The organism is Caproiciproducens sp. MSJ-32, assembly GCF_018918055.1.
Taxonomy (GTDB): Bacteria; Bacillota; Clostridia; order Clostridiales; family Clostridiaceae; genus Clostridium.
Genome location: NZ_JAHLPS010000116.1, coordinates 1 through 20,017, shown reverse-complemented (window position 1 = coordinate 20,017; position 20,017 = coordinate 1). Strand labels below are relative to the sequence as shown.

The window sequence follows — 20,017 nt, the reverse complement described above, 5'->3', positions numbered from 1 at the left end:
TTTAGGAGGGAGTTTATATGGGAAAGTATAATGCAATTAAAATAGTAAAAGGTAATGGAGGATTTGGAGGTCCGCTTATAGTAAAGCCGGAAGAAGGAAGAGATACCTTATTATATATAACTGGCGGTGGAGCTGAACCAGAAATAGTTCAAAAGATAGTTAAGTTAACTGGATGCAAAGCTGTAAACGGCTTCAAGACATCTGTTCCAGATAATGAAATATTCTTAGTTATTATAGATTGCGGTGGAACGTTAAGATGTGGAATATATCCGCAAAAGAGAATACCAACAATAAACGTTATGCCTGTTGGAAAAAGCGGTCCTTTAGCTAAATTTATAACTGAAGATATATATGTTTCTGCTGTAGGTTTAGATCAAATATCCTTAGCAGAGGCAGAAGATGCAGTTGCTGCAACAGTAATAGAAGAAAAGAAAGAGGAAAAAAGAGAATTCAAATATAGTTCTGATAAGAAAGTATCTCAAACTCTTGCTGAGACAAGCAAATCAAGCATTATTCAAAAGATTGGTATGGGAGCTGGTAAGGTTGTAAATACTCTATATCAAGCCGGCCGTGATGCTATTCAATCTTTGATTACAACAATATTACCATTCATGGGCTTCGTTGCCTTACTAATAGGTATAGTTCAAGGATCAGGCTTTGGAGACTGGTTTGCGAATAAGCTAATACCACTAGCAGGAAATGGAATAGGTCTTGTAATTCTTGGCTTTATATGTTCAATACCAGTATTATCAGCCTTATTGGGACCTGGAGCCGTTATAGCCCAAATAGTTGGTACTTTAATAGGTGTTGAAATTGGAAAGGGAAATATTGAACCAAGCCTAGCGTTACCAGCTCTATTTGCAATAAATACTCAATGTGCCTGCGACTTTATACCAGTTGGTTTAGGTTTAGCTGAAGCAGAACCAGAAACTGTTGAAGTTGGGGTTCCATCGGTACTATATTCACGTTTCTTAATAGGGGTACCTAGAGTTCTAGTTGCATGGCTTGCAAGTATAGGATTATATAATTAATTGATTAATAATAGTTGAGTAGTTTTAAAAATTACTCAACTATTACTTAAAAGAATATTGGGAGAGAGGGTTATGAAGTTTCTTATAGATGATGTAAATATAGAAAAAATTAGAGATATATATGATAAGTTTCCGATAGATGGTATAACAAGTAATCCAAGTATATTGTCAAGGTACGGTAAGCAGCCTTATAAAGTTCTAAAAGAAATTCGTGAATTCATAGGAGAAGAAGCAGAACTTCATGTACAAGTTATTTCTGACAAGGCAGAAGGAATGATAGTAGAGGCCTATAAAATTATTCACACAAATGCAGGGGTATTTAGCAGGAAAGGCAGGGGCAAAATATGCAGCTCCTTATGTTAATCGTATAGAGAAACTATGTGGACAAGGAAAGAGTATGCTAAATTGCAAATAAAATTTAATTTATTATTAATTGACAGAAAGTATAGGAAGGTGAAAGCATGAATAACAAAGCAATATATCAAAGTAAAATAAAAGCACTAGGACCTTTAGTAGAAACTTTTAAAGATGAAGGAATGATAATACTATTTGGAGAAAACGCACCAGATACCTTAGCAGATTATTGTTACTCTATAGAGGTTAATCCGGTAAAAGAACATATCAAGACTGGTCAAACTTTTCTATTAGATGGGATTCCATATAAAATTACAGCGGTTGGAGATGTGGCTGAAAGGAATTTAGAAAGTTTGGGACATATAACTCTTGCCTTTACTGGAGCAACACAAGCACCCTTACCAGGAACAATTTGTGTAGAAAAAAAAGAAATTCCAAATTTGAAAGCTGGAAGTGAAATTTATATTTTAGAATAACTTGATAAGAAAATAATTAGAACTTTATATAAATTTAAAGAAGATTATAAAGAATAATAATAGTAGGAGGGTTTCAATGGGAAAAACATGGTTAGAATTAGAAGGAAAAACTGTAATAGTAACTGGGGGAGCATCTGGAATAGGAAAAGCAGTTGCACAGGAATTTTTAAATCATGGTTCAAATGTAGTTGTTTGTGATATGAATCCTAATATGCCTAAATTTAATGAAGAAAATGGAAAAGTTGAATACATTATTACAAATGTTGTGGATAGAAAAAGCGTAAATGCAATGATATCAAAGACAAAAGAAGTTTTTGGAACTATAGATATTATTGTAAATAATGCAGGAATTAATATTCCTAGATTATTAGTAGATCCTAAAGAAGAACACGGAAAGTATGAGTTAGATGAAGAAGTTTGGGATAAGGTCATGAATGTAAATGTAAAGGGAGTATTCAACTGTGCCCAAGCAGCTGCAAGGGAAATGATTAAACAAGGAAAAGGAGTTATAGTAAATATGTCCTCTGAATGTGGTCTTGAAGGTTCAGAAGGCCAAAGTGTTTATGCAGCTAGCAAGAATGCTGTAAATTCATTAACCAGATCTTGGGCAAAGGAGTTAGGAAAATTGGGAATAAGAGTGGTGGGGGTTGCACCAGGAATATTAGAGGCAACTGGTCTTAGAACGGATGAATATGAAACTGCTTTAGCTTATACTAGAGGAATAACTGTAGATGATTTAAGAGCGGGATATAACAAAACTTCTGTAACACCATTAGGCAGAGCAGGAAAACTTACTGAAGTAGCAGATCTAGTATGTTATTTGGCAAGTAATAGGGCAAGCTATATTCATGGAGTAACATATAACATAGCTGGCGGAAAAACTAGAGGATAAAATTTTAAGAATTTTAAGGGGAAATTATGGGGAAGCTATATTGTGATGATAACTAAAAATGCAATTATTGCTGAATTTGTATGCGAAAGTTTTATTCAGTATGTTATAATATAAACGAACAATATCAAATATAAATTCAAATAATGCCGGAGGTATGAAGATGAAAAAAGGTTTAAGATTAGACTTATCTAAAGTGGAACCATACGCAAAAGTTACAGAACTAGAAAAAATGGCGGCAATGGTAAAGGGAGCTCATGAAACTCTTCATAATGGAACAGGTGCAGGAAATGACTTTTTAGGATGGATAGACTTACCTGTAAACTATGATAAAGAGGAATTTGCTAGAATAAAGAAAGCTGCTGAAAAGATAAAGGGAAATTCAGATGCATTAATAGTTATAGGAATTGGTGGATCATATCTAGGTGCAAGAGCGGCTATAGAAATGTTAAATAGCAATTTCTATAATTTACTTGGCAAGGACAAGAGAAAGAACCCACAAATATTCTTTGTTGGTAATAATATAAGTTCGACTTACATAGCTGATCTTTTAGAAGCAATAGAAGGTTTAGATATTAGCATAAATGTTATTTCAAAATCAGGTACTACTACAGAACCTGCAATAGCATTTAGAATATTTAAAGATTATTTAGAAAAGAAATACGGAGTAGAAGGTTCAAAGGAAAGAATCTTTGTAACTACTGATAAAGAAAAGGGAGCTTTAAAATCATTAGCTGATGAAGTTGGATATGAAACTTTCGTAGTTCCAGACAATGTTGGAGGTAGATTCTCAGTTTTAACAGCAGTAGGTTTATTACCAATAGCAGCAGCTGGAATTGATATAGATGAAATGATGCAAGGAGCTAGAGATGCTAGAGAAGCATATGCTGATCCAGATCTTGAAAACAATGATTGCTACAAATATGCAGCAATGAGAAATATTCTATACAATAAGGGTAAGGATATAGAAGTTTTAGTTAACTATGAACCAAACCTACATTACTTCAATGAATGGTGGAAGCAATTATACGGTGAATCAGAAGGAAAAGATCAAAAGGGTATATTCCCAGCAGCAGTTGACTTCTCAACTGATTTACACTCTCTTGGACAATTCATCCAAGATGGAAAGAGAAATATGTTTGAAACAGTTCTTAATGTAGAAAAAGCTAAAAAGGAAATAACTATTGGAGAAGTAGAAGGTAACTTAGATGGATTAAACTTCTTAGCTGGAAAGACTGTAGATTTTGTTAATAAGCAAGCTTTCAGAGGAACATTATTAGCTCACAATGATGGCGGAGTTCCTAATATGGTATTAAATATTCCAGAAATTAGTGCTTACTACTTTGGATATATGGTTTACTTCTTTGAAAAAGCTTGTGGTATAAGCGGATACTTATTAGGAGTTAACCCATTTGATCAACCAGGTGTTGAAGCATACAAGAAGAATATGTTTGCATTACTTGGAAAGCCAGGATTTGAAGATTTAAAGGCTGAATTAGAAGCAAAATTAAAATAATGAGAATTATAGTTGATGGAGATGCCTGCCCAGGTATCTCCATTATTAAAAATGTAGCAAAAAAATATAAACTTCCCTTGATAGTCTATTGTGATATTAATCATTATATCCAACTGGACTATGGCGAAGTAAAAGTTGTGGACAGCGGCTTTCAAAGTGTTGATATGTATGTTGTAAATACCTGTAAGTCAAAGGATATAGTAATCAGTCAAGATTATGGAGTGGCAGCCCTATGTTTAGGAAAGGGAGCATTTTTATTGAGTCCAAAGGGACATTTATATACAGAAAAAAACATAGATTTACTTTTGGAGCAAAGACATATTTCCCAGAAAATAAGAAGGGCTGGAGGGAAAAGCTCAAATCCCAAAAAAAGAACAAAAGAAGATGATTTACGATTGGAGAAAAATTTAATAAGTATAATAGAATGTAATTTAAAAGGATAAACTGTAGAAAAATAGATAATAGTTTATCTCTTTTTTTTTATCTCAATGACAAATTTCTATTAAATATTTATTATGTGAACTGTATAATATAATTATGGTAAAAATGAGATAAATAGGGTGTGAGTGTATGAGTGAATTATTAATAAGCTTTGATAAAGAAAGTCCATCATTAATTGATGAAAAAATAAAAATTAAAGCAATAACCGATAATAAAGAAGCTTTAGAATATAAATTTTTAGAGGGCACCCCTGGAGAGGGAAATTTGGTCTGGAAGCCTATTCAAGATTTTTCTTCTAAAAATGAATGTGAATGGAAGCCTATGAAACCAGGCGAATATATGATAATGGTTCAAACTAAGGATAAAAAATCAAATACATTAAAAAATGCTAAGGCACGATATAAGATAAAGACTTCTAAGGAGGAACTTTCCAGCATTAAGGAAAATAAAGATAAGTTAATAAGAAAAGTAATTACAGAAAAAGATACCTTAGTATTAGGAGAAAAAATTAATATAGAAGTTATAGGTAAAGAAGGAGAAGAACTTCTATATAGATTTTTAAAAATGGGTGCTTATGATTGGGAGACTATTAAGGACTACAGTACAGATAATAAGTTAACTTATACAACCATAGAAAATGGAACAGTAGAAATATTAATTGAATGCAAAAGGCTGGCTTCTGAAGAAAATGTAGAAGATTTTGAAAGGTTAAACTTTAAGGTTTTAAATCAGCCAAAGATTGAAATTGAAAGCTTTGAATGTTTATCGGAAAACATCCTAGTAGGCGAAGAACTTATTTTTAAAGTTGGGGTAAATTGTGATAAAACAAGAACAATATTATATAAATTTATAAAAATAGACAGCAAGGGAAGGGCTGCCTGCATTCAAGATTATTCTACTAATAATATAATTACTTTTACTGAGAGTATAAAGGGAGAATACAAGCTTTTATGCTATGTGAAGGATCTGTTCTCTAATAAAAGGTTTGATGACAGGGCTTATATTTTGTATAAGGTAAAGCCTTATAATGAAATAAGAATAAGAAAGTTTAGTTCAGATTTAAATGAGCCTCAAGTAGTTGGAACTAAAATAGATTTTAGGGCTTCCGTTTGTGGAGGGAGAGAAGTTTTATATAGATATATAGTTGAAGGTCCAGTAGCTGAAGATACAGGATTTATAAGGTCTAAGTTATTTACTTGGGAGCCAAAGGCTGAAGGAGAATATAAGATAATTTTAAAAGTAAAGGATATATCTTTTGAGGATAATGGAGAAAAGGATTATGAAGATATTAAGGAAATATCCTTTAAAATTGAGAAAAAGGCAGAAAAGCCAGTAAGAATAGTTGATATTATTACAAGTAAGTTCGGTGGTTATGTAAAAAATGAACCGATAAATATTAAAATAAAAGCAGAAGGAGGAACAGAACTTAAATATGCTTTTATAGTTTATAAAGATGGAGTTGAAAAGGAAAGAACTGATTATGGTTTAACTAATTGGATAAATTTTACTCCAGAGGAAAGTGGAGAATACGAGCTTGAAGTAAGGGTTCTAGATAAATATTCAGATAAGGAGTTTGATGTTCATAATTTTCTTTACTTTAAAGTAAGGGATTATCAAGTTGCAGAAATAGATTATGTTCTTTTATCTCAAAAGGATATATATTTAGTAGGAGATATAATAGATATTGAGACAATTGTTCAAAATACGAAAAATGTTTTTGTAAGATATGTTACTAAGATTAATGGTCATGAGATAGAAGATACTGGATTTATTGAAAATAAAAGATTTAGATTAAAACCAAAGACTTTAGGCAAATATACCTTTGAAATTTATGCTAAAAATATATTATGTACTGAGGACTATGATGTAAAGAAGGAAGTATCAGTTTATGTCCATGATGCAATTCCAGTTACAAATACTAAAATTAATATAAAGGAAAAAGAAATTAAGGTTAATAAGGAAATTACCTTTGAAGTTACAAGTGAAGGCGGTAAAGATGTCTGCTATGAGTTTTATATTATGGAAAGGGGAACCTGGGTTAGAGTTCAAAGTTATAGTAAAAAAAGTTATTATACCTTCCTGCCATTTACAGTTGGAAAATATAGAATTCTAGTTTTAAGCAAAAGCTATTATAAAAAGGTAAACTATGAAGATTATACTAGCTTAGAATTTGAAGTTATGCCTTAAGTTATAAAAAAATCTCCGATAATAATAAAAATAGAGTTTTTTGGGAGGGCATAAGGTGAAAATTCAAAGTGTTGAAAAATACCTAGGAAGTGTAATGACTAATAAGGTATTAAAGGAAGCTCTAGGAGATGGATATGAATTTGAATTAGTTTATGAATCTCTTATAAATAGCGACAGTTATAAAGATATGTTGACTGAAGCTGAAAGTGAGCAAACTTATACTCCAGTATCTTCTGGACAAAAATTAGAAGATATTCCATTAAGATATAGACAAGCTCCTATAGTTACAGGAGAATTATATTTAGATGATATAAATAAGATAACAAGTTCAATAGATATAAATAAAGAAAGTCCTTTAAGTGATGTAAGCTATATAAGTGAAGGATCTTATAATATGGACACAATTTTTAAAGCTGTTGATAAGTATGCTTCAAAGTATGGGGTAGATAGAAATTTAATTCTTGCAATTATTAAGCAAGAATCAAATTTTAATCCAAATGCGACTTCCCATGCAGGGGCTAAGGGACTTATGCAGCTTATGGATTTTAATTCGGAAGCTTATGGGGTGACAAATCCTTATGATATAGAACAAAATATTGAGGCTGGAGTTAGACATATAAAAAGTTATTTAAATATGTATAATGGAAATTTAGAAATGGCATTAATGGCTTATAATGGTGGCCCTGGAACAATGGAAAGAAGAGGAGTAAAAAGTTCAGGGGACTTATATAAAATGCCTCAAGAAACACAGAATTATGTACCAAAGGTATTAGCTTATTATAATCAATATAAGAACAGTTAGAAGTTAGTAGTTAGGAGTTGTTAGTAATGGGGTGCTTGTCCAAGTTATCCCCAACTCCACACTGTTTTGCTCCAAACTGTTTATTTGAAATAAGCTTTCCTTGTGTTAAAATGAATTAGGTTAAGATGAATATAATTAGAAAGCAGGTGCAAATAGATGGAACGTTTAGATAAGATACTATCAAACTTAGGATATGGGACGAGAAAAGAAATAAAACAGGTAGTCAGAAAGGGCTTTGTTGAAGTAAATGGAGAAATAGTTAAAGACAGTGGAATGCAGGTTGATCCGGAGAAAGATAAAATAAGTATAAATGGTGAAGAAGTTTATTACAGAAAATATATATATTTAATGATGAATAAGCCGGCAGGTGTTGTTTCTGCAACTTTTGATAATAGGGATGAAACTGTTATTGATTTACTAGAAATTGAACATCAAGTTTTTAATCCTTTCCCAGTTGGGAGATTAGATAAGGATACTGTTGGATTATTATTTTTAACTAATGATGGGGAATTAAATCATAGATTGATTTCACCAAAATGGAAGGTAGATAAGGTTTATTATGCTAAGATAAATGCTAGGGTTACAGATAGAGATGTAAAAAGATTTAAAGATAGAATTACTTTAGATGACGGATATGTTTGTAAGGAAGCGATACTTGAAATATTGAGTGCCTCTGATGAAGAATCAGAAGTTAAGATTACCATTCAGGAAGGAAAATTCCATCAAGTAAAAAGAATGTTTGAAGCTGTTGATAAAAAGGTTACATATTTAAAAAGAATTGAATTTGGCGGTATAAAATTAGATGATGATTTAGAAGAGGGAGAATATAGGGAATTAACAGAAGAAGAAATTGAAAGATTGAGAGGATTTTAACGAATATTAAAGAAAAATGAAGGAATAACATTCACGAAATGCAAGTTTGCAAGGATTTTTTTTAAAATTGCTTGCATTTTCATGCAAGATACCCTATAATATTTTTGCAAGGATAAATAAAAGGAATAAATAGCCCCCTTTTTATTTATTGCTTATTGCTAATGCGCAACCTAGCCCCAAGGGTTGCGTTTTTTCTTTGCCTAAAATCAGGGGTTAAATGTTTACATTAGTTAAATGTTTATTTTATTTATATATATTTAAAATAAAATTTTTATAAATGTAAAAGTTTAGAAATAAAAATCAAAAAATTGTTAAAAATTAAATAATAATGGACAAATAAACATAATTTACAGAAGAGGATGGAAAGTGTGATAGATTTCCTTCAAAATATTTGATAAATGAAGGATATAAATCATTAAGCTTGATTATAAGAATAAAATTATTGAAAAGACCTAGGATTTTAGAAAAGAAGATGTAAATGAGTAGATAATATAAATTAATAAATATATAAATGAATTATGATATAATATGTTAATAATACGAAAGGAGGCTGGGTGATGGATTTAAAATCATTACTTAATAAGGAGCAGTATGAAGGAGCTACTACTGTTGAAGGTCAGGTTTTAATACTAGCTGGTGCTGGCTCAGGTAAAACTAGAGTTTTGACCTATAGAATAGCTCATATGATAAAGGATTTAGGAATTTTACCTTATAAAATTTTAGCTATTACTTTTACTAATAAGGCAGCAAAGGAAATGAAAGACAGGGTAAAGGCTTTAATAGGTGATACTGCTGATGATATGTGGATATCAACCTTCCACTCAACTTGTGTAAGAATTTTAAGAAGAGAAATAGAAAAGTTAGGATATAATAAAAACTTTACTATATATGATACCCAAGATCAAAAGACCTTGATTAAGGAGTGCATGAAGGCCCTAAATATTAATGATAAGGACCTTACTGATAGGGAAATATTAAGCAAAATTGGTACAGCTAAAGACAATATGATAAGTCCAAATGCCTTTATGAGAGAAAATGAAAATGACTTTAAAGGAAAGAAGATAGCCCAAGTTTATGAAATGTATCAAAAAAAGCTAAAGGAAAATAACGCCTTAGATTTTGATGACTTAATCTTTAAAACTGTTGAATTATTTAAGAAGGATAAGGAAACACTAGAATTTTATCAAAGAAAGTTCCAATATATTATGGTAGACGAATATCAGGATACAAACAGGATTCAATATGAATTAGTAAGATTACTTGCTGATAAATATAAGAATATCTGTGTCGTGGGCGATGATGATCAATGTTTAATAGAAGGAACTTTAGTTGAAACTGAAAATGGTAAGGTTAAGATAGAAGATTTACAAGGAAATGAAAAAGTAAATGTAGCAGCTGGTAATGGTTGGACTAATTTTATGCCTATAAAAGATATTTCCAAGAGAGAATATAATGGTGAAGTAATAAAAGTAACAACTGAAAGCGGAAAAGTTATTATAGGAACACCAAATCATATTACTTTTGCAAGATTAATGGTATTAGATGATAAATATTATGTGTATTTAATGTATAAGAATGGATTTGGATATAGAATTGGGCAAACTTCATCAATTAAAAGCAGAAAAGGTACTAGTGCAAGTGGATTAACAGTTAGATTAAATGGTGAACAGGCTGACAAGATGTGGATACTTAAAGTATGTGATAGTAAATCAGAAGCTACATATTATGAAGAGTATTTTTCAGTTAAATATGGAATTCCTAAGCTAGTATTTAATAGCAGGGGAAGGCATTTAACATTAACTCAAGAGCAAATAAACAAACTGTTTAATGAAATAGATACTTATTCAGCAGCAGATAAATTAATGGAGGATGAGTATTTATACAATAATTATCCGCATCATTTAAGTTCAGCTGTAATTAGAGGGAAAACTGTTAGAAAATATATTAATGTAAGCTTCTTTGGAGGAATAAAATCTCAAGAAATAGGTTTATTTAGTCATAGAATAGGATTAAATTCCTCGGGAGATGAGAGTAAAGAGAAACTTATTAATGAAGGCTTTAATGTTAGGAATGGAAAAAGAAGTACATTTAGAGTTGAAACAGAACGCGCTTTATATGATGATGCTGAGGAATTTGCTAGAAGCATAGCTAAGCTAGAAGAGGATTATGAAATAGTTAGAAAGGCAAAACTTACAGAAAATAATACATTTAAGTTTATGCCCCTTGGAAGTTTAAGAGAGGGTATATCATTAGCAGTTTTTGACGGAGAAAAAATTGTTGAAGATAAGATAGTATCTGTTGAGAGAGAAAATTATTATGGATATGTTTATGATTTAAATATTGATTACGCAAGAAACTATATTGCTAATGATATTGTTGTTCACAACTGTATTTATCAATGGAGAGGAGCAGATATTAGAAATATCCTTGATTTTGAAAAGGACTATCCAGATGCTAAGGTGATAAAATTAGAGCAGAACTATAGATCAAAGGGTAATATTTTAAAAGCGGCTAATGAAGTTATTGTTAATAATGCAAATAGAAAAAGTAAGCTTTTAAGAACTGAACAAGAAGAGGGAAGCAAAATAAAAATATATAGGGCTTTTTCAGATAATGATGAAGGTGATTTTGTAGCTTCTCAAATAAAGAAAATTAAGGAAGAAGAGAATAAGAGATATAGTGATTTTGCTATTCTTTACAGAACTAATGCTCAGTCTCGTATATTTGAAGAAAGTTTAAGAAGAAAAACTATTCCTTATAAAATAGTTGGTGGAACAAAATTCTATGATAGAAAAGAAATAAAAGATCTTTTATCTTACCTTAAGGTTTTGGTAAATCCAAATGATAGTATATCTTTAAGAAGAATTATTAATGTTCCTAAAAGAGGAATTGGAGATGCAACAGTAAATAAAGTATTAGATTTTGCAGAAGAATTTGATATATCTCTTTGGGATGCTTTAACTACTGTTAGAACCATTCCAACTCTTACAGCAAGAAACTGTTCTGGAATAGAAAAGTTTGTAGAGCTTATGGAAAATTTTATGGATTTAAGTGAAGTAATACCAGTATCAAATCTAATAGAAACAATTCTAAAAGATACAGGATACCTTACAGAACTTGAAAAGTCTGGTGAAATAGAAGATAAGAGCAGAATAGAAAATTTAAAAGAATTAGTATCTGATGCTGTTGACTTTGAAAGAAGGAGCGAAGATAAGAGCCTTTCAGCATATTTAGAAGAAGTTTCGTTAGTTCAGGATACAGATAAGTTAGATGAGGAAGAAGATTCAGTAGTATTAATGACAGTTCATAGCGCTAAGGGATTAGAGTTCCCGGTTGTATTTATGGTGGGAATGGAAAATGGAATATTTCCAGGAGTTGCTTCCTTTAATAGTGAAGCAGAAATGGAAGAATCGAGAAGACTTTGCTATGTTGGAATAACAAGAGCTAAAGAACAATTATTTATGACTTCAGCAGAAGTAAGAAAGCAATTTGGTAGAACAGTTGCTTATGCTCAATCAGATTTTATAAATGAAATTGCACCAAGTTTAAAAGAATATGTTTCTGGGAACCCTGAAAATAAAGAAAAAAGACCAGTAATGTTTGCTAGAGAAAGATATAATAATCCTCATGGTTTAATTTCAAATAACGAAAACAGTACTAAACAAGAAAATAAAACAGTAGATAATGCTGGAGAATTTACTTTAGGAAGAAAGGTAAGACACAGCAAATTTGGAGTAGGAACAATAGTTTCATCAGTAAATGTAGGCGACGATAAAAAACTTACAATAGCTTTTGACAAGCAAGGAATAAAGACGCTAATGCTGTCTTTTGCAAAACTAGAATTAGTTTAAGAAAGTATGTGAACTGTGAACTGTGCACTGTGAACTAAAAAAGTGCGTAGCACTTTTATTAAGGGGGTTTATCATGGATAAGAAAAAGAGAATTGAAGAATTGGTAGAAGAACTTAATAGATATTCTTATGAGTATTATACTTTAGATAATCCATCAGTAACTGATAAGGAATATGATGAAAAGTATGATGAATTAAGAAAGCTTGAAGAGGAAACAGGTTATGTTCTTCCTTATTCTCCTACTTTAAGAGTTGGAGATGGAATTTTAGAGGGCTTTAATAAATACAGCCATAAGGGAAGACTTTGGAGTTTGGATAAGGCACAAAGTATAGAAGCTTTAAGGGAATGGCATAACAAAAATCTTAAGTTTGTTAAGGAAATGAATGAAAGAGGAGAAAATCTGCCTCCTTTAAGATATGTTTTAACAAAGAAATTTGATGGATTAACAATAAATTTAACCTATGATGAAAATGGAATTCTTACAACTGCAGCAACAAGAGGAAATGGAGAAGTAGGAGAAGAGGTTACAGCTCAAGTTAAAACAATTAAATCAATACCTTTAAAGATAAATTCAACTGTTCTTTTTGAGGTTCATGGAGAAGCTATAATGACAACAGAAGCTTTTCAAAAATATAATGAAACAGCAGCTGTTCCTTTAAAGAACCTGAGAAATGGTGCAGCTGGAGCCTTAAGAAACTTAAATTTAAAGGAAACTGCAAAAAGAAATTTATCTGCCTTTTTCTATGATGTAGGCTATAAAGAGGGAGAACAATTTAAAAGTTATGAAGAAATGCTTAACTTTATTAAGGAAAAAGGTCTTCCTATGGATGATTATGTTAAGTATTGTACTACTGTAGAAGAAATAGAAAGGGAAATAAAATATATAGAAGATATAAGATTTGACCTAAATTATGATATAGACGGAGTAGTTATTGCCATAGATGATATAAGAACTAGAAATCTTATGGGATACACAATAAAATTCCCTAAATGGGCAATAGCCTATAAATTTGAAGCTCAAGAAGCAACTACAAAACTATTAGATGTTGAATGGAATGTTGGAAGAAGTGGAAGAGTTGGTCCAACAGCAATATTAGAACCAGTTGAACTTGCAGGAGTTACAGTAAGGAGAGCGACCTTAAATAATATTGATGATATAAGAAGAAAAGGGGTAAGGATTGGAGCAGAAGTATTTGTTAGAAGATCAAATGATGTAATCCCTGAAATTATGGGAGTTGTAGAAGATTCTTTGGAAAATACAATAGAAATAAAAGTTCCAGAAAATTGTCCGTCCTGTGGGGCTAAACTTGTTCAAAATGGAGCTCATTATTTCTGTGAAAATACTTTATCCTGCAAGCCGCAAATGGTAAAATCTATAGTTCATTATGCTTCAAGAGATGCAATGAATATAGAAGGTTTTTCAGAAAAGACAGCAGAGCAGCTGTTTGAAAAGTTAGATATTAGGTCAATTGCAGAACTTTATAAATTAAAGAAAGAAGAATTATTAAATCTTGAAAAGTTTGGTCCTAAAAAGGCAGAAAATCTATTAAATGCAGTAGAGAAAAGTAAGGACTGTGAATTATTTAGATTTATATATGCTTTAGGAATACCAAATGTAGGAGTAAAAACTGCAAGAGATTTAGCTGATAAATTTAAGTCTTTAGAGGGATTAAAAAATGCAAGCTTTGAAGAGCTTATAACAGTTCAAGATGTAGGTGCTATAGTAGCTAATAGCATAATTCAGTTCTTTAAGGAAGAAAAAACACTAGAAACAATAGATGAACTTCTAAGTCTTGGAGTTAATCCTAGGTATGAAGAAAAGGAAATAGTAGAAAATAATTTTGCTGGAAAGACAGTTGTAGTGACAGGAACATTAAAGAATTATACAAGAAATGAAATAAAGGAAAAACTAGTAAGCCTAGGGGCAAAGGTTTCAAGTAGTGTAAGTAAGAAAACTGATTATGTAATAGCTGGAGAAGAAGCAGGTTCAAAATTAGATAAAGCTATTGAGTTAGGAGTTAAAATTATAAGTGAAGAGGAATTTGAAGAGCTTATATGAAGAAGGTTTTAGTTTTTTAGTAACTTTAATAACAGTTATTACAAGCGTAGTTATAATTCTTACCTTCTTGACAACCTATAACTTCATTATATTGCCAATTTTCAATACTTATTTGCCCCTTCAAATGAGTATCAGTATATGTATGTTTTTATGGGGAATCAGATTTTATCTTAAAAAAATCGGAAGAAAAAAATATTATTATTCCTTAGTTTTCTTATTAATTTCAATAATAAGCCTAATATTTATGGTTATATCAGTAAGATAGAGGGAAGCTGCTTTAATTTCAAAATTTCCTCATATTCAAATTTTGTAGCATAATAAATATTGATGAATATAATATAATGTATTATTAAACCACTTCTTTATAAATATTAAAAAAGGGAAAAGATTTTTATATCTTTTCCCTTTATATTTGTAGGTTGAACTTATTTGGATTTATTAATTATTAATTTCATATTTTTCAAATTTTTCAATGACTTCATTATAAATTTTATCTAATATAGAAAAATCTATAGCTTTTACATAATAAGTTTCTAATTCAGCATGAACCTTATGGGCTAAATTAATAAGTTCTATTGCTTTATTTGTCAATTCATAGAAAATATTTTTATCGTATTCTATTTCTGATTTTAAATTGGAAATAATAGAACTATCGCAGAAGTCTTCCATATTATAGACTTTTCCTTCAAAAGAGCATTGGCTGATTTCATTTTCTGTTAAAATACAGGTTGATATTTCAGGAATAAGGATATGTTCCAATCTGGTTGGAATAAATGGATCATGGAAGTATTCAACGAAGTAGCCTTTCCTTTGAGCAAGTTTGCCTATATCTTTTAATATAGTAGATTTACCAAAGCCAGGACCGCCTTTTAAAATATACTTTTTATTAAAGTTTTCTGTTAATCCTTTAGCATAAGTAATTACTCCGTTAGGTGTATAAGCTGTTGCAAATAAGTGCCTTTCATTACCATAACCAAACTTACTATTTCCGCTAAATATTTCAGAAATTAAGCTTTCAGTTATTGTAGAACTTTTACTTGGAATTAAAGCTTTTGAATTTAATCGGCTCCAGTCTTCATGGATAGATTTAGCAGAGGCTAAAAAGTTATAAGCTCTATTAAAATTGGTGCTTTTTATACTTTGGATTTCCATAATTTCTTTCTTATTTAAAGAAAGAGCTTCATTATCTAATGCTATTCCCATGTTGAGGATCTCATCAACAGCACCAGGATTTTTTGGATCAACCATATGAGGTTTTGTACCATCTAAAATAGCCAGTTTTAATTCCTTTATTACTATAGCGTCTAGAGACTTATCATCAGAAGAACAGTGGTGATATTCCAAAGAATAGCCCTTGTCTATAAAGACTTTAGCTACCTTTTTCATTAAAGTAGATTTTCCAGTACCAGGGCCGCCTTTCATACATAAAATCCTATTTGCTTCCTGTTGAGGGAGAATATAATCATAAAAAGAATGAAAGCCTTTAGAAGTATTACCTCCTGGGAAAAGATGTCTTTCTTTTTTGTATTTCAAATTTATCACTCCTAAGTATTAATCATTAATAAAAACTACTAATAATATATGTTTCTAGATAAAAATTGAAACTATAAATTTGTTTGTATAATTATTAGTTAATAATAAAATACAAAACAAAAATACTAGTATAGGGATTATAAATATACATTGAAATATGAGAGGAGATAAGGAAAATTAATAAAAAATAAAGAAATTTATAAAAAACACTTGCATAATTATAAGATATATGTGTATAATTATACCAACAAATAAATTTTGGGGGGACAAATATGAAAAAAGGTATAATAAAAAGTGCATTAGCAATAGCAATGGCAGGAGTAATTAGCTTTGGCTTAATAGGATGTGGAGCTAAAGCAGAAGGAGATAAATTTGATGAGATTAAGGAAAAAGGAAAAATAGTAGTAGGTCTTAATGCGGGATATGCACCATTTGAATTTCATATGATGGAAAATGGTGAAGATAAGATAGTCGGCTTCGATATCAGCATAGCAGAAGAAATTGCAAAGGACCTAGGGGTAGAACTTGAAATTAAAGATATGAAGTTCGATTCCTTATTATCAGCTCTTACAACTGATAAGATAGACTTAATAATATCTGGTATGACTCCAACTGAAGAAAGAAAGAAATCAGTAGATTTTTCTGATATCTATTATGTAGCAGGTCAGGCAATGCTGGTAAGAGCTGAAGATGCTCAAAAATATAATAGTTTTGAAGCTTTAAAGGGGCAAAAAGTTGGTGCACAATTAGGCTCAATCCAAGCAGACATAGTAGCAGAAAATATTGAAGATGCAGATATACAGCTATTAAATGATGTTAATGACTTAATTTTAAGTTTAAAATCAAAAAAGATAGAAGCTTTAGTTGTAGAAGAAGTAGTTGCTGATATGGCTGTTGAAAATAATCCTGAATTAGCTAAATCAGATTATAAGATAGATTTTTCTGATGAAGGAGTAGCTATAGCAGTAAAGAAAAATTCACCAAAACTATTAGAATCAGTTAACTCAACAATAAAAAAATTACAAGATGAAGGACTTATGGATAAATTTATGAAGAATGCCAATAAATTAGCAGCAAGTCTTAAGGAATAATAGAAAATAAAGTATAAAAGGAAGAGTAGTAATGCTCTTCTTTTTGAATTAAATAGTTTATATAGGAGAAACTATATTTATAAAAATAAAATTTGATTTATGCATAAAAATATATTTATGCATAAGAATATGCATAATTTTTTATGTAAAACCTATGAAATCAATAAAATATGTAAAAATATAAAAAATACTTGCATAATTATAAATTCAGATGTATAATCAATTTATTAATTTTAGGAAAATTCTCAAGGGGGAAAAATAATGAAAAATAAATATATAAAGAAAATATTAGCAACAGCAATGGCAGGACTAATGAGTTTTGCTCTAATAGGATGTGGTGCTAAGGCAGAAGGCGATAAACTAGATGAAATTAAAGAAAGAGGAACTTTAGTTGTAGGACTAAGTGCAGATTACGCACCATATGAGTTTCACATAATGGAAAATGGAGAAGATAAAATAGTAGGCTTTGATGTAGATATAGCTAAGGAAATTGCAAAGGACCTTGGAGTGGAACTTGAAATAATGGATATGAAGTTTGACACTTTAATATCTGCTCTGCCAAACAATAAAATTGATTTAGTAATATCAGGTATGAGCCCGGATGAGGAAAGAAAGAAGGCTGTAGATTTTTCTGATATTTACTATACAGCAGAACATGGAGCAATAGTAAGAGCTAAGGATCTTGAAAAATATAAATCTTTTGCAGATTTAAATGGAAAAAAAGTAGGGGCTCAAATGGGCTCAATTCAAGCAGATTTAGCTGCAGAAACTATTGAAAATGTTGAAATGCAATTATTGTCAAATGTTAATGACTTAGTTGTATCCTTAAAGGGAGAAAAAATTGAAGCTTTAGTTTGTGAGCTGCCAGTTGCAGAAATGATAGTTAAAAATAATCCTGAATTAGCTATTATTGAAGAAACTATTAAAGATGAAGCAGGCGGTTCTGCAATTGCCTTAAAGAAAAACTCACCAAAGTTATTAGAAGCTGTTAATGCAACAATTAAGAGAATACAAGATGAAGGTCTTTTAGATCAATTTATAGTAGATGCAAATAAATTAGCAGAAGGCATAAGTGAGTAAAAATACACAATGGATAGGCAATAATGGACAATTAAGGATATAATTCTGTTTAAGTGGAATTATGAAAACTTATTAGTTTCTTAAGAATTTATAAATAATTTGAATTAAAGAAACTATGAAGCAGTTTAATCCTGAATTGTCCATTGTCCTTTGTTAATTGTAAATTAGAAGCTACATAGTGCTTTCTTTCCTAATTGTGCATTAGGCACTTTTAACTGTGAACTGAATATAAGGGGTGGAAAATTTGAATTTAGATTTTAGTTTTGTGGCAGATAGTATGCCCTATTTTATAAATGGTATTAAGTGGACAATCCTTATGTCATTTATATCAGTATTTTTTGGTGTTCTTTTTGGTGCATTATTATGCTTTATGAAGAGATCAAACTTACGTATATGGAAGATATATATTTTTAGAGTAATTGCAACAGCTTATATAGAAATAATAAGGGGAACTCCTATGCTTCTTCAAGTTATGATTGCTTATGTTGCTTTTGACCAGCTTTTAGGAATAAATGTAGAAGCTTTAACAGCTGGAATAATTGCAGTGTCTTTAAATTCAGCGGCTTATGTTTCAGAAATAATAAGAGGTGGAATAGATGCTGTAGATAAGGGACAATTAGAAGCAGCAAGAAGTTTAGGAATGACTCAAGTTAAGGCTATGAGATTAATAATAATTCCTCAAGCTGTAAAAAATATTCTTCCAGCTATAGGTAATGAATTTGTTACTGTAATAAAGGAATCTTCAATTGCTTCTTCCATAGGAGTTGGAGAGCTTATGTATGCAGCTAATGTTGTAAGAGGAAATACTTATAGAGGTTTAGAACCATTAATAATAGCAGCTGCCTTCTATTTTGTGATAACATTTAGTTTAGGCAGATTATTAAATTGGGTAGAAAGGAGAATGAAGGTAAGTGATTCACGTTAATGATTTACACAAATATTTTGGTGAAAATGAAGTTTTAAAAGGAATTAATGAAGAAATTAAACAAGGTGAAGTTGTAGTTGTAATTGGACCTTCAGGCTCAGGAAAAAGTACCTTTTTAAGATGCCTAAATTTATTAGAAGAACCTACAAAGGGACACATTCTTTTTAAGGGGCAGGATATTACCGATAAAAAGACAGATATAAATAAAGTAAGAGAAAAAATGGGAATGGTTTTTCAACAATTTAACTTATTCCCACATAAAACTGTAGTAGAAAACATAACTATTGCACCAATTACAGTAAAGGGAGTTTCAAAAGAAAAAGCTGAAGAAAAGGCTAAAGAGTTATTAAAGAAGGTTGGACTTTTAGATAAGGCAAATGCTTATCCAGCTTCATTGTCAGGGGGACAAAAGCAAAGAATTGCAATAGCAAGAGCTTTAGCCATGGAACCAGAAGTTTTATTATTTGACGAACCAACATCTGCCCTAGATCCAGAAATGGTTGGAGAAGTTTTAAATGTTATGAAGGATTTAGCAAAAGAAGGAATGACCATGGTTGTAGTTACTCACGAAATGGGCTTTGCTAGAGAAGTTGGGGATAGAATAATATTTATGGATGGAGGAAATATAGTAGAACAGGGAACTCCAGAAGAAATATTTGGGAATCCAAAACATCAAAGAACAATAGACTTTTTATCAAAAGTTCTTTAGAATTTATTAATAAAACTTTATATTAAAAATAAAAAACCATCAGTTTATAAAATGTAAAATGTACCCTATGGAATAGACAATTTAAAAAAAGTCTATGCCATAGGGTATTTTTATGTATAATAAAATAAATATCATTAGGAGAAGAATGTAATGAGCAAAAAATTATTTACAGAAAAAGAAATAGAAATATTTGAGAAATG

The 20,017-nt window shown here is 30.5% G+C and carries 16 protein-coding genes; 15 read left to right on the top strand and 1 reads right to left on the bottom strand.

The annotated features are described in order from the left end of the window. Positions 1–17 precede the first annotated feature (17 nt). The 11 genes from srlE to ligA all read left to right on the top strand — a co-directional run bounded on the left by srlE (position 18) and on the right by ligA (position 14,479). Positions 18–1,031, top strand: coding sequence for a PTS glucitol/sorbitol transporter subunit IIB (srlE, locus tag KQI16_RS11935; protein WP_119864460.1), 1,014 nt, complete (start codon positions 18–20; stop codon positions 1,029–1,031). Positions 1,032–1,103: 72 nt separating this feature from the next. Beyond that, positions 1,104–1,394 (top strand): transaldolase family protein, encoded by a 291-nt coding sequence (locus KQI16_RS11930; RefSeq protein ID WP_442861810.1) that lies wholly within the window; start codon positions 1,104–1,106, stop codon positions 1,392–1,394. Positions 1,395–1,492: 98 nt separating this feature from the next. Beyond that, positions 1,493–1,861: a PTS glucitol/sorbitol transporter subunit IIA gene (locus KQI16_RS11925; protein ID WP_216434708.1), complete on the top strand. Its 369-nt coding sequence runs from the start codon at positions 1,493–1,495 to the stop codon at positions 1,859–1,861. Between the two features lie 76 nt (positions 1,862–1,937). After that, positions 1,938–2,753 carry an SDR family oxidoreductase gene (locus KQI16_RS11920; RefSeq protein ID WP_216434706.1) on the top strand — a complete coding sequence of 272 codons (816 nt, stop codon included), beginning with the start codon at positions 1,938–1,940 and terminating at the stop codon, positions 2,751–2,753. Between the two features lie 160 nt (positions 2,754–2,913). Next, the gene (locus KQI16_RS11915; RefSeq protein ID WP_216434704.1) at positions 2,914–4,266 is read left to right on the top strand and encodes a glucose-6-phosphate isomerase; all 1,353 of its coding nucleotides are present in this window, start codon (positions 2,914–2,916) and stop codon (positions 4,264–4,266) included. Beyond that, positions 4,266–4,709, top strand: coding sequence for a YaiI/YqxD family protein (locus tag KQI16_RS11910; protein WP_216434702.1), 444 nt, complete (start codon positions 4,266–4,268; stop codon positions 4,707–4,709). The genes KQI16_RS11915 and KQI16_RS11910 overlap by 1 nt, the downstream gene beginning before the upstream one ends. Before the next feature lie 127 nt (positions 4,710–4,836). After that, positions 4,837–6,894, top strand: a complete 2,058-nt coding sequence (locus tag KQI16_RS11905; RefSeq protein ID WP_216434700.1) for a triple tyrosine motif-containing protein — start codon at positions 4,837–4,839, stop codon at positions 6,892–6,894. A 55-nt stretch (positions 6,895–6,949) separates the two neighbouring features. Continuing rightward, positions 6,950–7,696: a lytic transglycosylase domain-containing protein gene (locus KQI16_RS11900; protein WP_330654223.1), complete on the top strand. Its 747-nt coding sequence runs from the start codon at positions 6,950–6,952 to the stop codon at positions 7,694–7,696. A gap of 156 nt (positions 7,697–7,852) precedes the next feature. Further along, complete coding sequence (locus KQI16_RS11895; RefSeq protein ID WP_216434698.1) at positions 7,853–8,569, top strand: pseudouridine synthase; 717 nt, start codon at positions 7,853–7,855, stop codon at positions 8,567–8,569. Positions 8,570–9,126: 557 nt separating this feature from the next. Then, positions 9,127–12,420, top strand: a complete 3,294-nt coding sequence (locus KQI16_RS11890) for a UvrD-helicase domain-containing protein (protein ID WP_216434696.1) — start codon at positions 9,127–9,129, stop codon at positions 12,418–12,420. A gap of 70 nt (positions 12,421–12,490) precedes the next feature. Further along, a complete protein-coding gene (ligA, locus tag KQI16_RS11885; RefSeq protein ID WP_216434753.1) occupies positions 12,491–14,479 on the top strand; it encodes an NAD-dependent DNA ligase LigA in 1,989 nt (662 codons plus the stop codon). Positions 14,480–14,917: 438 nt separating this feature from the next. Here the strand turns inward: ligA and KQI16_RS11880 are convergent, their stop codons facing one another. Then, positions 14,918–16,012 (bottom strand): PRK06851 family protein, encoded by a 1,095-nt coding sequence (locus tag KQI16_RS11880; RefSeq protein ID WP_216434694.1) that lies wholly within the window; start codon positions 16,010–16,012, stop codon positions 14,918–14,920. A 272-nt stretch (positions 16,013–16,284) separates the two neighbouring features. On the opposite strand from KQI16_RS11880, the gene KQI16_RS11875 reads away from it, so the two are divergent. From KQI16_RS11875 to KQI16_RS11860, 4 genes are all read left to right on the top strand, one after another. Continuing rightward, positions 16,285–17,103 carry a transporter substrate-binding domain-containing protein gene (locus tag KQI16_RS11875; protein ID WP_216434693.1) on the top strand — a complete coding sequence of 273 codons (819 nt, stop codon included), beginning with the start codon at positions 16,285–16,287 and terminating at the stop codon, positions 17,101–17,103. 261 nt (positions 17,104–17,364) lie between these two features. Then, on the top strand, positions 17,365–18,183 hold the full coding sequence (locus tag KQI16_RS11870) for a transporter substrate-binding domain-containing protein (RefSeq protein ID WP_216434691.1): 819 nt from the start codon (positions 17,365–17,367) through the stop codon (positions 18,181–18,183). 277 nt (positions 18,184–18,460) lie between these two features. Further along, complete coding sequence (locus KQI16_RS11865) at positions 18,461–19,108, top strand: amino acid ABC transporter permease (RefSeq protein WP_216434751.1); 648 nt, start codon at positions 18,461–18,463, stop codon at positions 19,106–19,108. Beyond that, complete coding sequence (locus KQI16_RS11860; protein WP_216434689.1) at positions 19,095–19,817, top strand: amino acid ABC transporter ATP-binding protein; 723 nt, start codon at positions 19,095–19,097, stop codon at positions 19,815–19,817. The genes KQI16_RS11865 and KQI16_RS11860 overlap by 14 nt, the downstream gene beginning before the upstream one ends. The last annotated feature ends 200 nt before the right edge of the window (positions 19,818–20,017 follow it).

Bases quoted from the DNA above. Each gene is read 5' to 3' on its own strand.
- srlE (WP_119864460.1), top strand. From the start codon at position 18: ATGGGAAAGTATAATGCAATTAAAATAGTAAAAGGTAATGGAGGATTT.
- KQI16_RS11930 (WP_442861810.1), top strand. From the start codon at position 1,104: ATGAAGTTTCTTATAGATGATGTAAATATAGAAAAAATTAGAGATATA.
- KQI16_RS11925 (WP_216434708.1), top strand. From the start codon at position 1,493: ATGAATAACAAAGCAATATATCAAAGTAAAATAAAAGCACTAGGACCT.
- KQI16_RS11920 (WP_216434706.1), top strand. From the start codon at position 1,938: ATGGGAAAAACATGGTTAGAATTAGAAGGAAAAACTGTAATAGTAACT.
- KQI16_RS11915 (WP_216434704.1), top strand. From the start codon at position 2,914: ATGAAAAAAGGTTTAAGATTAGACTTATCTAAAGTGGAACCATACGCA.
- KQI16_RS11910 (WP_216434702.1), top strand. From the start codon at position 4,266: ATGAGAATTATAGTTGATGGAGATGCCTGCCCAGGTATCTCCATTATT.
- KQI16_RS11905 (WP_216434700.1), top strand. From the start codon at position 4,837: ATGAGTGAATTATTAATAAGCTTTGATAAAGAAAGTCCATCATTAATT.
- KQI16_RS11895 (WP_216434698.1), top strand. From the start codon at position 7,853: ATGGAACGTTTAGATAAGATACTATCAAACTTAGGATATGGGACGAGA.
- KQI16_RS11890 (WP_216434696.1), top strand. From the start codon at position 9,127: ATGGATTTAAAATCATTACTTAATAAGGAGCAGTATGAAGGAGCTACT.
- KQI16_RS11875 (WP_216434693.1), top strand. From the start codon at position 16,285: ATGAAAAAAGGTATAATAAAAAGTGCATTAGCAATAGCAATGGCAGGA.
- KQI16_RS11870 (WP_216434691.1), top strand. From the start codon at position 17,365: ATGAAAAATAAATATATAAAGAAAATATTAGCAACAGCAATGGCAGGA.
- KQI16_RS11865 (WP_216434751.1), top strand. From the start codon at position 18,461: ATGCCCTATTTTATAAATGGTATTAAGTGGACAATCCTTATGTCATTT.